Origin of the sequence: Bremerella cremea, assembly GCF_039541315.1 — a bacterium.
GTDB classification, from domain to species: Bacteria; Planctomycetota; Planctomycetia; order Pirellulales; family Pirellulaceae; genus Bremerella; species Bremerella cremea.
In genome coordinates, this window is sequence record NZ_BAABFZ010000005.1 from 1,277,757 (window position 1) to 1,292,019 (window position 14,263).

Sequence of the window (14,263 nt, forward strand, 5' to 3'; positions counted from 1 at the left end):
CGATTGGGTCTAAGATGAGGCAGCCTACCCCAAGGAAGAAAGTTTCCTATCCCGCCTCCTTCCTTCCCACCTTTCAGCCGCTGCCCAATATGATGAGTCGACCACTCTCGCGCGTCATGCTTTCGGTTGCCATTTTGGGAACCATTGCGTGCTCTCAATCGCAAGCCGCCGATCAGGCCGCACCGTTCCAGGATGTTGTTGGAACGTTCATGCAGTCGCACTGTGTTCGGTGCCATGGCCCTGAGTCGCAGGAAGGTGATTTCCGCGTCGATACGCTGTCAAAAGATGTCGGTGGCGGCACCACGGTCAATCGCTGGTTGGAGGTGATCGAGAAGATCAACAGTGGCGAGATGCCCCCGGAAGACGAACCGGAGCGTCCGACCGCGGAACAAGGTGCCAAGGTGGTCGAATGGCTGGCGGCACGCATTGAAGAAGGTCGCTCGGCCCGGCTCGCCAAACGACAGCCGGTTTCGTTTCATCGCCTTTCGCGATCCGAATATGCCAACACGGTCGAAGATCTTCTTGGCGTACGTTACGGCGTCGCCGACCCTGGCGGACTAAATGAAGATGCCGAGTACCACGGTTTCGAGCGTATCGGCACGGTCCTTTCGTTGTCCGCCTCGCACATCGAGAAGTACTACAACGCGGCCGAACAAATTCTGGACGAGGCGTATCCAGAAAAACCGATCGAAACCACGATCGTTCGGAAGCGAGCCCTCGACCTGCGTGGCGGCCCTTCGCGCGAACAGATCGAAGAGTTGGAAGCCCAAGGCCTGGCCGACAAAGTTCGTGTCGACATGTGGCCCGGGCATCATATCCAAGGGGGAAGACCTGGCCCAGGCAACGATATGCTGAAGAATGGGGGCTTCTTCAAAGTCCGCATTCAAGTCAGTGGAATGAAACCGCCCGGCGGACGTGCCCCTCACCTTACTTTCTATGCCGACAAGATCGATCGCCTGCTGTTCGAGCAAGATATTCTCGCTCCCGAAGACAAGCCTGAGATCGTTGAGTTCACTTGTCACTTGCCACCTTCTGCAAACTCGTTTGAATTGACCAACGACGTCCCAGGCCCTTCAAACTTGCCTCGCTCAGGCCGGTCGGGCAATCGTCCCTTCTTCAGCCTGAAGGAAGGCCGCATTCCGTGGCAAATTAAGCTGACCGACGAAGAAGGCGTGCCGCTCTATCCGTTCCTGATTGTCGACTGGGTGGAATGGGAAGGCCCGATCATCACCGACGAAGTCGCGGGCAAACGGGCACGCTACATGCCTGCCGACGGTGCCAAGCCAGACGAGATTCGTGAATGCCTGACACGCTTTTGCGAAGATGCCTTCCGACGTCCGGTTACCGCGGCAGAAGTCGACCGCTACATGACGATCGCCAACGAAGAACTGGCAGCCGGAGCCAAGACGCAGCCCGCCATGAAAACGGCGATGCTGGGCGTCCTATGCTCGAAAGACTTTCTGTTTCTGGTTGAAGGCAATCTGGAGCAGCCGACCGATACGCTCGACGATTTTGAGATCGCCAATCGGCTGGCCTACATGCTATGGAGCACGATGCCCGATGAAGAGCTGCTGAAGCTTGCTCATGAAGGCAAACTGCACGACAAGCAAGTCTTGAAAGAACAGTTCGATCGCATGTTGGCCGATCCACGGGCCGCCCGCTTCAGCCAAGACTTTCCACGGCAATGGCTGCAACTGCACAAGCTCGGGATGTTCCCGCCGAACAAAGATCTTTACCCCAACTACGATCCGCACCTGGAACGAAGCATGCGAGGCGAAACGTCCGCCTTCTTTCAGGAAGTGCTCGACCAGAATTTGAGTCTCCGCGAGTTCCTTGATTCCGACTGGACGATGGTGAATCCTCGTTTGGCGATGCACTACGAAATGCCAGGCATCGAAGCGGATCGCTTCCAGCGAGTCCCCCTTTCAGACGAAGTCCATCGTGGTGGTCTGTTGACCCAGGCCGCAATCTTGTCGCTCACTTCCGATGGCACACGCCATCGACCGGTGCATCGTGGTGTATGGGTGATGGAATCGATCTTTGGCAAGTCGCCTCCGCCACCTCCAGCGAATGTCGATCCGATCGAACCAAACCCGGTCGATTCGCCCAAGGCGACCATTCGCATGAAACTGGAAGCCCACAAGCATGATGCCAACTGCGCGGCATGCCATCGCAAGATCGATCCGCTGGGCCTGGCGTTCGACAACTTCGATGCCATCGGTCGCTGGCGAACCGAAGAAGTAGTACCCAACGGCACCGGATCGAATCCGAAAGTCGACGCCAGTGGCGTGCTGCCGGATGGTCGCGAGTTCGCCGGTCCGGCTGAGTTCCGCCAGTTGCTGTTGGCGAATGTCGATGACTTTAACGATACCTTCCTGAAGAAGCTGGCAACCTATTCCCTTCGTCGAACCATGACGGTTGACGATCGCCAGTCCCTCGAGGCAATCGCGGCGCAAAGCCGAGATACTGATTACCGCGTGCGTGATCTGGTCGAAGCCTTTGTCCTTTCCGACTTGTTCCAGAAACGGTGAACCATGAGCTATTTCAATTCACGACGATGGAAAGTTAGCCGCCGACACGTGCTGCGAGGCATGGGGGCAAGTCTTGCTCTTCCATTGCTCCATTGCATGGATCCCGCTTCACTGCTGGCGGAAGAGAAGGCCGAGGCGGAAAAGGGCAAAGCCAAGCCGAAACGCGCCGTCTTCATCTACGTGCCGAATGGCGTGAACACCCTGACCTGGCAGATTCAACAGGCGGGGGCTGACTATGAACTGAGCGGCCCGATGAAGTCGCTCGAGGCGCATCGTCAGCAAATCACGCCGATCAGCGGTCTATACCATCCCAACGGCATCGGTCAGGCACATGAGTGCGATAAAATCTGGCTCACCGCCGCCAAGATCAGTCAGGAAGGGGGCGCCTTCCGCAACTCGGTTTCCGCCGACCAGATGATGGCTCAGGTCACCTCGCCGCACACACGATTTCCATCGCTTGAACTGGCGATCACCGGCGGTACGCTGGCCTGGTCTCCGGATGGTATCCCGCTGCCTGCCGAACGCCGCCCGCGAGCGATTTTCGATCGATTATTCGGCGTGGAAAAGGGAGGCGTCGAAGGAGCAAAGCGAAACCTCAATCGCCGTGGTAGTGTGCTCGATGCGATCTTGGAAGATGCCAATTCGTTCCGAGGTCAGATCGGCACCGAAGACCGCAACAAACTCGATGAGTACCTACATGCGGTCCGCGACGTCGAGATTCGTACGCAACGTTCGTACGACTGGCTCGACATTCCAAAGCCAGAGGTTGCTGAAGCCACCAAGGCCAAGCTGACCCGCGACATCCCGAACACCGATGCAGGCGACCTGTATCGAACGATCTACGACCTGATGGTGTTGGCCCTGCGAACCGACATGACGCGGGTCATTACCTGCATGAGCGGTAGCGAAAGCAATGGCCTGGCGATTCCAGAAATCGGCGTCGCTCAAACCCGCCACGAACTTTCGCACCACAACGGCGATCCGGAACAACTTCGCCGCTTGACCGAAACCGATACCTTCCTTGTCCAGCAGTTCTCATACTTCCTCGAACGCTTGAAGTCGTACCAGGAAGAAGAGAACGAAACGCTGCTCGACCGGACAATGGTCTTGTTTGGCAGTGGCATGGCGTATGGTCACAGTCACGGCAACGCCAACTTGCCAATGATCCTGGCAGGTGGTTCCGGCTTGGGCTTGAAGCATGGTAACCATGTCGACTTCAACCTGCCATCGCTGGGCAATTACACCATGGACGACTCGCAGAAGCACTACCGTGTTTGCTCGCGGCCGATCGACAGCGATGCCCACTTAAGCAATCTGCTGTTGACGATGATGCAGAAAATGGATGTCCCAGCCGAACAGTTTGGCGACAGCAACCGAGTCATGTCGGAAATTTTGGGGTAGTCCTCTCGTGCGATTGAAACTTGCCTGCCTGATGTTGTTTGTTGTCGGTTTCGCCTCGCCGCTTGCGGCCCAGGAAGCGTACCGCACCGATGCCAACCCGGACGAGAAGCTCCCCTGGTTCCAGACGGTGGCGGGGCAATTTCCACCGGAAGGTTCGGCGCATTACTTCTCTGGCGAACTGGTAGGCGTCGATCACATTCGCCGCACCGGCGTGCTTCGGGTTTCGCGAACCGACGCCCAGCGGCGAAGTCACTGGGACTTGCCGATCGACTTCCGCATGCTCCCTTATGGATCGGTTGCCTATCACGGTGCTCCGGCGGCACTCAAAGACATCCCGCTCGGGACGCATCTGCATGGCTGGTTCTATTATAAGGACAAAGACGAAGAGACCCATTCGATCTTCCTGAACCGCAAAAGTATCGAAGACGGCTTTAACAAGGCGTTCCGCCTGGAAGATGACTTCACCTACTACCAGAATAAGAAACAGTTGTGGCTGGTCGATTCGGTCGACCTGAAAGAAATGCAGCTCTATCTGGTCAGTCAGGCCGAAGGGGAAAAAGAACCGACGAAGATCAAGCTCGACCTGACTTCGGCCACACGGGTCTACCAAGGCGACAAGATCGCCACACTCGAGGACATCGAGCCGGGTCAGACGGTGTTGTTCAACTTGACCTGGGCCACGCTCTATGGAATCGGACGCTGTACCGATCTATGGCTGGATGAAAAGTCGCGAGCAATCGCCTCCGCTCAGCAGCTCGAACAGCATCGCCTTTACCAGAAAGATCGCGGTCTGGCCGGCATCATCGAAGCGGTTGACAACCCAAATCGCGTTTTGACGGTCACATTATTCGGTGGAGTCGATCCCCAGTTGATCGAAGACTTCAAAGTCTCTGGTTCGGTGCATGTAGTCGTGGCAGAGCCAACTCTGCAAATCTACGATCAAGTGAACGATCGCAAAGTCGGACCGATCCTCGAGAAGACGGAGATCGACAAGCAGCCTGGCAGCAGCGGTGTTCAAATCCGTGTCCAGCCCCAGATGCTTCTGGAAGGCTACCGACCAGGACGGATCGTTCGCATCTTCCCAATGAACTGGCCGGTTGTCACGTTGCCCGTTGAGCAATCGCTGTGGCCGGAACGCAACTAGTTCTGCGGTCAACGATTTCAAGTCAGCGCATTCAAAAAGCCTCGTTCCAGGAACGAGGCTTTTATTTTGAGTGAACCGCGAAGATCAAGCTTAGTTGCTCAGCTTTTCGATCAGGTACTCGGTTGCGTTGCGGTATTGTGGCTTTTCGACGCCCGGGTGAATCAGCACGACATCGACACCAGCTTCTTCGAGGCGTTCCTTCAGCTTCAACCCCATCACGCCGGAATGCGTAGGATCTTTCGGGGACGAACCAAGGACTGGCTTCTCGCCACCGTAGAACATCGCGATCGGTGGGTCATCTTTGGAGACGTGTTCGATCGGCGAGTATTCTTTGATCCAAGGCATCACCGACTCACGCTTTTCCATCACGACGTCCAGATTCGGCAGGCCGAAGGCATGGGCACCATAGCGATAGTTGGGCATCCATTCGCGCAGCTCTTTCGGATCGAGCGAAACCTGGGCACCGTTCACGGCAGCACAGTAGAGCCGAGTCGATTCGTGAGCGATCGGATCATCGCTGCTAGGATCGGCCATGTCGTCATGGAACGAAAGCCACAGCGACGAGCAACCACCAGCGGAACCGCCGGTGGCACCGATCTTTTCTTTGTCGAGATTCCATTCGCCAGCCTTCGACCGGATGAACTGCAGTGCTCGGGCCGCGTCTTCCAGCGGAGCTTTCACCGGTGGAGTCACGCCTTCTTCGACGGCGTTCTTCACGTAGCGATAGTTAATCGCCACGACCGAGATCCCCTTGTCGAGATAGGGCTTCGGATTGGTCTTCTTATCGCCACCTTGCCAGCCACCGCCATGGATGTAAAACACCACTGGGGTCGGCTTGTCCGATTCGGCCTGATAGAAGTCGAGAACTTGCCGCGGATGGTCTCCGTACGGCACGTCTTTCATTTCCTTGGTATCCGCAGCGAACGCTTGCTGCGTGAAGCCCAGCAGGGCGAGAAACAGAAACAGTTTCTTCATAAGGCGGGTTCCTTCGAGGATGCAAAATGGGACAGGAAGCCCCTATTCTCGCAAATCCACAACCGGCACGCCAACCAAATTAACGGCTTCAATTCGATTCTGCTGGCTTAGCGGAAGATTCAATCACCTTCGCACCGATCGTATTCAAGGTCGTATCGGTGAAGCGGCAATCATCGATCACCAGTTCTCCTCCGTTGACGCGAACCAACGCAGGCGTGCTTTTCTCTTTCGTACGGACCTCGACTCGCGTCAGTTTCAACTCGAAACCTTCGACATCGGCTCGCGGGCCAGCCACCAACGCCGAAGCGGTCGTCGTGTTGGTGATCTGGCAATCGACCAGTTCATGCCGCTGCCCGATCAAATAGACATCGGTATTCACATTGCCGAAGAACTGGCAATTTCGATAAACCGTCTCGGCCTGATTCACGTCGGCGATTCCGTTCTCATTGCCGAAGAACTTCCCGCCGTCGATCACGCACTCGCACGTTTCATGGGCCGAGAACCCTTCGTCGAAGCAGTCGTAACCCTCGATGTTCTCGAACCGCATCTCGCGGCCGTCCCCATGAGCATTGAACCCATCATTCAGAAAGTTACGGGTCTTCAAGTCTCGCACGACAATTCGGCGACAGATTCCACTGGTTGCCAGGCCATTGACGCGGGTAGCCCATTGCAAGTTGGCAGTGCTGCCACGGACGTAGAGCCAACCCTTCTTCTCGTCGATGTTCTCAAAACGGAACTGTCCTGGCTTCAGTTCTTCTAGCGGAGGGAACGGCGGCGAGTTCGAACTTTGCGTACGGTTCATCCGCTCCATCTTGCCATCAACAATCAGCAGATGGCGGTTGTACGCGGTCACGGGCAATTGCTTCCGAAACAGATCAGACTCGACTTTTTCCCAACCTTCATTCGGGAGCGGATCGGCGCCGTCGAGCGTCACTCCATTGCCTTCAATGGTAATGCCGGAACGAGCTGGTAAAAGTGCCGACTGGCGATAGATCGCCCCGGCCGGGTGCAATTGAATGACATCTCCGTCTTTAGCCGTGTTGATCGCTTTTTGCAGCGTGGCGAAAGGCTTCTCGGCGGAGCCGGCGTAGGAATCGCGACCGGTTTGATTGTCGACGTGCCACTCGGCACCATAGCACCAATTCGTCATCACGGCATAAAGGAGCAAACCAATCAGGCGAGTCGTTGTCGAGGGCATGGCAAGATTGCAGAGGAAGGTAGGGTGGAAGTGGGAGTCGCCCCATTGTAATCGTTCGGCCGCAGCGCCACAAAAAAAGCCTTCCGCATGGGAAGGCTTTTCTCGAATACCGGTCGTTGCGATCGGTACGACTTAGTTTTTCATCTCGACATCAAACGTATTCTCGCCCGCTTCGACCTGGCACGTCAGTGGCGTCGTCTTTGGGGCCCGGTACTGCTTGGGGATGTTGTCCATCTTCTTCAGCACGAGCCCTGGCTCCGAAGTGCCCGACGGGTTCGGGTCTGGAATCTCTGGTGGGAAGACGATGACTTTGTACTCGGTCAGCGGCAAGCCTCCTTTGTGGGTCGTTGCCGTGTACGTTCCATCAGGCTGGATCTCGGCATCGACGCGAACGCCTTGATCGTAGTTGATGAACGAAACGATCCCGTCGTCGAGAGGTGTTCCTTCGTAGCTAACCGTACCCGTCACGCTACCCACCGGCTCGGTTGGCTTCGGAAAGCAACCAATGGTCAGCAGCAAGGCCAAGATACCTGCCAGGCCCCAGCCGTGGCGAATCGATATGCTCATTTCCCAATTCCTTGTTTGGTTTTCGATGGCTCGTTAAGGAATCGTTACAACGTTACCGTCGTCACGATTGGCAAGATTCTTCAGCAAAGCCAACTGCGTGGTCTCTGGCAGGAAGTGAACACTTCCATCGAGGAACAAAAACTGGGCACCGCCAGGATGCTCGGAATTGAGAGGCGCATTGCAGCGATCGTTGCCTTGGGTCGTTCCGTTGTAGGTGTTGTGACCAATCGGATAGACCACGGTTGTGAAGTTGTAGCAGCGTCGGCTATGGATGTGACTGATGTACCAGCTATCAGGGCCCTTGGGGATCGTGTTGTAGTTCTTCCCCATCTGAAAACCGCTGCTCCGGCTGTTTCGTGGATCGACAATCGCCCCACTGCTGTTGAAGCTGCGGCCAGAGCTTTCCCCAACCACCATCGTGTTGGAAGTCCCGTCGGTTGCATCGCGGAAACCATGCACGATGTTCGGCACCAGCATCCCACCACCACAGACTAGGCCCATGTCCTGATTGTTCGGATCGCACGTCTGATGCCCTTCGGCGCCGGCGATCGCAATGTAGTCGGCGATGGCGACTTCAGTTCCCTGTTGATTGGTCGTGTCTGGTAAGGAACTCGACGGGCAGTTCAACCAAACAGGATTGAAGTTGGCGAACGCCGCACGGGTCGCGGCCGAGCTCGACGAAGTGCTTCCCAACCAGAACCACTGCATTGCTGGGATCTTGTCGTAGACGTTGCCCGCTTCCAGATGGGGAAGGATATGAACCCAGAACGAATTGCCGTGCCCCGTCAGCCGCAACGAACCTGGCGGCAACGTTCGCACCACGTCGTGATAGTTGTGCAGAGCAATGCCGACCTGTTTGAGGTTGTTCGAGCATTGCATCCGGCGGGCTGCTTCACGTGCCTGTTGCACAGCGGGAAGCAATAAAGCAATCAACACTCCGATGATGGCGATCACGACAAGCAGCTCTACGAGCGTAAAACCGCCGCCGCGACCTAGTCGCTTACGAAAAGACATGGACCGCGCTCCAAGAAAAGATCCGACAGATTAGATCACGATTTTCACACTTTTACCTTACACTGCCATTGGAACAAACTCAACCTTAATACGCAAGCGTGAGGTGCCTTCTCATCCCTTCTTCATTTCAGACCAAACAACCTAGTCATCCCAAACTAGCACGTATCGGACGGCTTCCCGGCTGGAACGATCGCCCTCGCTGTAACGATCTCGCTTCCCGCCCATCTAATTCCTTGGTCCCGCTGCCTTTATGACGACTGATCACTGGCCCCACACCATCCTCGACATGAACACACTTCTGACCCAACTCTCGATCCCGCTTCCCATCATCCAAGCTCCGATGGCTGGTGTATCGACTGTGGAATTGAATGTGGCTGTCTCTTCAGCTGGCGGGCTCGGCTCAATCGGTATTGGCAACTTAGATGTCGATGCATCGCGAATGATGATCCGGTCCGTTCGTGAACGAAGCGATCGACCGTTCAACGTGAATTTGTTTTGTCATCGTCCCGCCACTGAAGATCCGGTCCGCCAAGCGGCCTGGATCGAACGGCTCCGTCCCCATTTCGCCAACTTCGATTGCGAACCACCACAATCACTTCGCGAGATCTACACCAGCTTCGTGCAGAACGAACCGATGCTGGAGATGCTGCTGGAAGAACGCCCGCCGATCGTGAGCTTTCACTTTGGCCTGCCTCCTTCTTCCACAATCGCAGCCTTGAAGCAAGCTGGAACGGTTCTGTTGGCGACGGCAACCAATCTTGAAGAAGCCCAGGCGATTGCCGCCGCTGGGATCGATGCCGTTGTGGCTCAAGGCTATGAAGCAGGCGGGCATCGCGGCATCTTCGATACGTCGGGCCTCGATACGCGACTCGGCACTTTGCCCCTGACCCGCCAACTTGCCTCGCAGCTTTCGATACCGGTGATCGCAGCTGGCGGCATCATGGAGGGAACCGACATTGCCGAGGCGATGCAAGCTGGAGCTTCCGCAGTACAACTCGGAACGGCCTTCCTGCTGTGTCCGGAAGCAGCGACCGATGCGGGCTATCGTCAGCGTTTGCAGTCGAATGCAGCCCATGAAACGGTGATGACTAACACGATTTCTGGCCGGCCTGCGCGAAGCTTGCCGAATGTTCTGGCCAATCTCTGCCACGAGGTCGAAGCGAGCCAGGTCCCAGACTATCCCATCGCCTACGATGCCGGAAAAGCGTTGAACGCCGCGGCGAAGTCGCAGGGCAACTTCGACTATGGTGCCCACTGGGCCGGACAAGGATCGCCACGCCTCAGGAGCTTGCCTGCGGCTGAGTTAGTTCAGCGTCTCCATCAAGAGATGACCAGCGGCAATTAAACTCGCGACTGGTCGTCGAGGGCTAGAAAGCGTTCTGCACTACGCTTCGCGCGGTTTCACTTTCGGCAGCACGAACGCGAACGCAATCAACATCGCGAACAACGTCATCACCGCACCACCAGTCGTCGCGGCCGATATTTTTCCGGCGAGAATCGCGTTGGCACTCCACTGCGGGAACTCGGCCGAAGCGAACACCACCACTAAGATCGCCAGGCCTAACGTTCCACCTAGTTGATGCGCGACGTTCACCACGCCTGACGCCACCCCTTGATGATGGTGCGGGACTTCGGTCAGGCCTGCAACCGTCAACGGTCCCAGGGCAAACCCATTCCCGAATCCAATGGCGATCATCGGCAAAGCAATGTCCGACCAATACCAGGCGGAATCATCGGCCAGGCTCAACCAGAACATGCCGGCCGAACACATGCCGAGCGAAAGACAAAGCAGTCCACCGTTGCCCATTCGACGCGTGAAATATGGGACCATCATGCCAGCGATGAAGGTCGGAATAGTAACCGGCAGAAATGCGAGACCTGCTTGCATCGGCGTGTAACCGAGCACTTCTTGCAAGAGTTGGGTCGTGAAGAAGAAGAAACTGACGATCGCACCAAGAAACAACATTCGGGCAACGTAGGCACCGGCACGCGTGCGATGCGTGAAGAGCCACAGCGGCACCATTGGATGCGTCGAACGCTTTTCTCCGAAAAGGAAGCAACCCAGCAGCACCGCTGCCATCAACAGCGAGCCAATCGTCATCGGATCGCCCCATCCATATTGAGCCGAATGAACGATGCCGAACACGAGTGTGCCCATTCCCATCGTCGATGCCAGCCCGGCGATGAAGTCGATTTGAATATCGCCGACGCGTGGACTCGCCAGGTAACGCCACACCGCCAGCATCAAACCGATGCCGATCGGAACGTTGATATAAAAACCGACACGCCACGAAACCTGTTCGGTCAGAATGCCCCCCAGTACCAGGCCAAGGCTGGCCCCGGCTCCAGCGACCATCGAATACCAGGCCAGAGCCTTAGTCCGCTCTTCCCCTTCGGCGAACGTGGTCGCGATCAGGCTCAAGACCGCAGGAGCTAAAATCGCGGCTCCGATTCCCTGCCCCGCTCGCGAGGCGATCAAGACCATCGCGTTGGGTGCGGCTCCGATCATCAACGAAGCAAGCGTAAAGATCGCCAGGCCGATTCCCATCATCCGTTTGCGGCCATAGGCATCGCCAGCACGTGCCCCCACCAATAGCAATCCACCGAAGCAAAGCAGGTAAGCGTTCTGCACCCACGAAAGATTTACCGGGGAAAGTTGAAAGTCGTGACCGATCTCGGGCAGGCCGGCGATGACGATCGAAATATCGAGCACGATCATCAAATAAGTGGTTAAGGCAATTACCAGAATCCACGTTTTCTTGCCTGGAGACAATTCTTCCTTGGCTGGCTCAGAGGTACGGATGGACGTTTGCGAAGTTGCGGTCACTCGACTTCCTAATTGGGGGATCATTCAGCTGGCAAACGACTCTCGCCACGGACTTTCCTTTCCGGACGAGAGCCATTATGGGAATGCTAAACCCGATTATCGATTAATCAACTTTTGCCCAGCTTCGGTGTAGCGATCGCCGACCACCGTTAGCTTCGATAAGCCGGCATCGATATCTGCCAGTTCTACTCGCGAAAGTTCGATCGAAGCAGCTGCCAGGTTTTCCTCTAGGCGATGTCGCTTGGTCGTCCCAGGAATCGGCACGATCCAGGGCTTCTGAGCTAGCAACCAGGCCAAGGCGACCTGAGCCGGCGTGACCTGCTTCGACTCGGCAACCTCTTGGACCAGGTTCACGAAGTCTTGGTTCGCTTTGCGATTCTCCGCCGAGAAACGAGGGACCGCGCTCCGGAAGTCGCTGTTATTGAATCGGGTCGTCTCATTCAATGTCCCCGTCAGAAATCCTCTGCCGAGCGGGCTGAACGGAACGAAGCCGATTCCCAGTTCTTCCAATGTTGGCAGCACTTCTTCTTCCGGCTCGCGCCACCACATCGAGTACTCACTTTGCAGGGCAGTAACGGGCTGCACCGCGTGGGCTCGTCGAATCACATCGACGCCTGCTTCCGATAGTCCAAAGTGCCCCACCTTGCCGGCTTCGATCAATTCCTTGACCGTTCCCGCGACATCTTCGATTGGGATGTTCGGGTCAACGCGATGCTGATACAGAAGATCGATGTGGTCGGTCTGCAAACGCACGAGACTTGCTTCCACGACTTCCTTGATATGCTCTGGTCGGCTATCGAGCCCCGACTGTTTGCCATTCTCATCGATGGCAAAGCCGAACTTCGTAGCGATCTTCACCTTGTCTCGTTTCGAAGCTAAGGCCTTACCGACGAGCACTTCATTCGTGTACGCACCGTAGACCTCAGCCGTGTCAAAGAGGGTCACGCCCAAATCGATGGCCGCATGAATCAAGTTGATGCCGACCGATTCTTCCACCGGTTGGCCATAGGCAAAGCTCATTCCCATGCAGCCCAACCCAAGGGCCGAAACTTCCAACTTCTTCGATCCCAATGTTCGCGTTTTCATCGTTTTGCTCCCGACGGTGTGCTGTTAGCGTTTTTAAGCAGGAAAACCTCGGAAAGATGCCGCGCCCCCACAAAGTGAACTCACCACGAACCAAGTGTCCTGCGTCTTCAAGGGGGTGTGGTTTCCAGCAAGGGTGGACCTTCGCGACATGAACTTACGCGCTGCTCCTTAGGTCCGAAGTTCGATTGGAAACATCAGCCACGAATAAGATAAACCTCCGCGACATTCGTGATCGCAACTCGCAATTCCCCCCTTCGATGTCGAATTCTAGGAGCCCCACTGCTCGGCAGGTATGACGATACTACTAGGTCATTGTCTGATTCTCTAATCGCTCAGTTTTTTTATTCTGCCGCCGAAACAGGTTGATAGAATCGCTTTAGCGAACGACGGCCCTAGACGGAAAGCATGAAAATGAGTCCCGAACAATTTCATCGCGATCACGAAGAACTGGCACGCCGCATCGGCAAAGCGATGCCGGAAGATGGCCGACTCGAAGTGCAGCCAGGCATCTTTCTCAACCGGGCTTCGCATCCTGGCAATCTACTGCACGCGGTCGCGGAACCTTGCTTATGCATCATCTCGCAAGGCAGCAAAGAGGTTCTGCTAGGCGAACAACGATTCCGTTACGACCCGGCCCATTACTTGATCACCACGATGGCGTTGCCTGTGAGTGGTCAGGTTGTGGAGGCGACCACCAAAGAGCCTTACCTCAGTTTGCGGTTGAATCTCGATACCCCAGACGTGACTTCAGTCCTTTCGGAATCAGGCTTTGCGGCTCTGAACGTCGGTGAACACAACCCAATCGGGATCAGCGTCAGCACGCTCAGCGAACCACTGCTCAACGCGGTGCTGAGACTCGTTCGTATGCTGGACGATCCGCTGGAATACCAGGTCCTCGCCCCGATGGCCAAGCGCGAGATCATCTTTCGCCTGCTGGTCGGGGATCAAGGAGCACGGCTCCGGCACCTGGCCAAGTTCGGTGGCAAATCGCATCGGATGGTGCGAGCGGTGAATTCGATTCGCAGTAACTTCGATCAACCCATGCGCATCGAAGATCTGGCGAGCGACGTGAACATGAGCGTCTCCAGCTTTCATGCCCACTTCAAAGCGGCCACATCAATGAGTCCGCTCCAGTTTCAAAAGAAGCTGCGTTTGCAGGAAGCACGGCGTTTAATGCTGGACGAAAACAGCGATGCCGCCGAAGCCGCATTCAAAGTCGGCTACGAAGATGCGGCACAGTTTAATCGCGAATACAAACGGCAGTTCGGCCTACCACCCAAACGCGATATCGAACGCATTCGCGAGGCAACGCTCGCCTGAGACATTGCTGCGTAGCCAAAGGCAACCTGACAATATTTTTCTGCGATGCTCAGAGGATTGATCAAGAATCGACGAGCATCATTCTACCGGTTTGATTTCCTGAGCTTCTAAAATCAAAACCACTGAGCAGTTATTGCAGTTGTTATTCAATCTCGACTGCTAATCTCTCCATCGCCTCGCCAATATTCAGAGAACTCGAA

General features: G+C 56.0%; 11 protein-coding genes. 5 read left to right on the forward strand and 6 right to left on the reverse strand.

Going from position 1 to position 14,263, the window contains the following annotated elements; all coding sequences use genetic code 11:
* Positions 1 to 89 precede the first annotated feature (89 nt).
* The 3 genes from ABD890_RS22045 to ABD890_RS22055 are packed head-to-tail and all read left to right on the forward strand — an operon-like array spanning position 90 to position 5,076.
* The gene (locus ABD890_RS22045) at positions 90 to 2,531 is read left to right on the forward strand and encodes a DUF1592 domain-containing protein (RefSeq protein WP_345094626.1); all 2,442 of its coding nucleotides are present in this window, start codon (positions 90 to 92) and stop codon (positions 2,529 to 2,531) included.
* A 3-nt stretch (positions 2,532 to 2,534) separates the two neighbouring features.
* The gene (locus ABD890_RS22050) at positions 2,535 to 3,932 is read left to right on the forward strand and encodes a DUF1552 domain-containing protein (RefSeq protein WP_345094627.1); all 1,398 of its coding nucleotides are present in this window, start codon (positions 2,535 to 2,537) and stop codon (positions 3,930 to 3,932) included.
* A 7-nt stretch (positions 3,933 to 3,939) separates the two neighbouring features.
* Complete coding sequence (locus ABD890_RS22055) at positions 3,940 to 5,076, forward strand: hypothetical protein (protein ID WP_345094629.1); 1,137 nt, start codon at positions 3,940 to 3,942, stop codon at positions 5,074 to 5,076.
* 90 nt (positions 5,077 to 5,166) lie between these two features.
* Here ABD890_RS22055 and ABD890_RS22060 read toward each other — a convergent pair whose 3' ends face one another.
* The 4 genes from ABD890_RS22060 to ABD890_RS22075 all read right to left on the reverse strand — a co-directional run bounded on the left by ABD890_RS22060 (position 5,167) and on the right by ABD890_RS22075 (position 8,830).
* Complete coding sequence (locus ABD890_RS22060) at positions 5,167 to 6,051, reverse strand: alpha/beta hydrolase fold domain-containing protein (protein WP_345094630.1); 885 nt, start codon at positions 6,049 to 6,051, stop codon at positions 5,167 to 5,169.
* A gap of 88 nt (positions 6,052 to 6,139) precedes the next feature.
* Positions 6,140 to 7,249: a hypothetical protein gene (locus tag ABD890_RS22065; RefSeq protein WP_345094632.1), complete on the reverse strand. Its 1,110-nt coding sequence runs from the start codon at positions 7,247 to 7,249 to the stop codon at positions 6,140 to 6,142.
* Between the two features lie 132 nt (positions 7,250 to 7,381).
* Complete coding sequence (locus tag ABD890_RS22070) at positions 7,382 to 7,816, reverse strand: hypothetical protein (protein WP_345094634.1); 435 nt, start codon at positions 7,814 to 7,816, stop codon at positions 7,382 to 7,384.
* Between the two features lie 33 nt (positions 7,817 to 7,849).
* A complete protein-coding gene (locus tag ABD890_RS22075) occupies positions 7,850 to 8,830 on the reverse strand; it encodes a DUF1559 family PulG-like putative transporter (RefSeq protein ID WP_345094636.1) in 981 nt (326 codons plus the stop codon).
* Positions 8,831 to 9,080: 250 nt separating this feature from the next.
* Between ABD890_RS22075 and ABD890_RS22080 the strand changes: the two genes are divergently transcribed.
* Positions 9,081 to 10,175 (forward strand): NAD(P)H-dependent flavin oxidoreductase, encoded by a 1,095-nt coding sequence (locus tag ABD890_RS22080; RefSeq protein ID WP_345094638.1) that lies wholly within the window; start codon positions 9,081 to 9,083, stop codon positions 10,173 to 10,175.
* A gap of 39 nt (positions 10,176 to 10,214) precedes the next feature.
* Here the strand turns inward: ABD890_RS22080 and ABD890_RS22085 are convergent, their stop codons facing one another.
* Together ABD890_RS22085 and ABD890_RS22090 are read right to left on the reverse strand one after the other, a co-directional pair.
* Complete coding sequence (locus ABD890_RS22085) at positions 10,215 to 11,657, reverse strand: MFS transporter (protein ID WP_345094640.1); 1,443 nt, start codon at positions 11,655 to 11,657, stop codon at positions 10,215 to 10,217.
* Between the two features lie 96 nt (positions 11,658 to 11,753).
* Positions 11,754 to 12,743 (reverse strand): aldo/keto reductase, encoded by a 990-nt coding sequence (locus tag ABD890_RS22090; protein ID WP_345094642.1) that lies wholly within the window; start codon positions 12,741 to 12,743, stop codon positions 11,754 to 11,756.
* Between the two features lie 411 nt (positions 12,744 to 13,154).
* Between ABD890_RS22090 and ABD890_RS22095 the strand changes: the two genes are divergently transcribed.
* Positions 13,155 to 14,063 carry an AraC family transcriptional regulator gene (locus ABD890_RS22095; RefSeq protein WP_345094644.1) on the forward strand — a complete coding sequence of 303 codons (909 nt, stop codon included), beginning with the start codon at positions 13,155 to 13,157 and terminating at the stop codon, positions 14,061 to 14,063.
* Positions 14,064 to 14,263: the final 200 nt, after the last annotated feature.

Bases quoted from the DNA above. Each gene is read 5' to 3' on its own strand.
- ABD890_RS22075 (WP_345094636.1), bottom strand. From the start codon at position 8,830: ATGTCTTTTCGTAAGCGACTAGGTCGCGGCGGCGGTTTTACGCTCGTA.
- ABD890_RS22050 (WP_345094627.1), top strand. From the start codon at position 2,535: ATGAGCTATTTCAATTCACGACGATGGAAAGTTAGCCGCCGACACGTG.
- ABD890_RS22090 (WP_345094642.1), bottom strand. From the start codon at position 12,743: ATGAAAACGCGAACATTGGGATCGAAGAAGTTGGAAGTTTCGGCCCTT.
- ABD890_RS22095 (WP_345094644.1), top strand. From the start codon at position 13,155: ATGAGTCCCGAACAATTTCATCGCGATCACGAAGAACTGGCACGCCGC.
- ABD890_RS22065 (WP_345094632.1), bottom strand. From the start codon at position 7,249: ATGCCCTCGACAACGACTCGCCTGATTGGTTTGCTCCTTTATGCCGTG.
- ABD890_RS22045 (WP_345094626.1), top strand. From the start codon at position 90: ATGATGAGTCGACCACTCTCGCGCGTCATGCTTTCGGTTGCCATTTTG.
- ABD890_RS22070 (WP_345094634.1), bottom strand. From the start codon at position 7,816: ATGAGCATATCGATTCGCCACGGCTGGGGCCTGGCAGGTATCTTGGCC.
- ABD890_RS22060 (WP_345094630.1), bottom strand. From the start codon at position 6,051: ATGAAGAAACTGTTTCTGTTTCTCGCCCTGCTGGGCTTCACGCAGCAA.
- ABD890_RS22080 (WP_345094638.1), top strand. From the start codon at position 9,081: ATGACGACTGATCACTGGCCCCACACCATCCTCGACATGAACACACTT.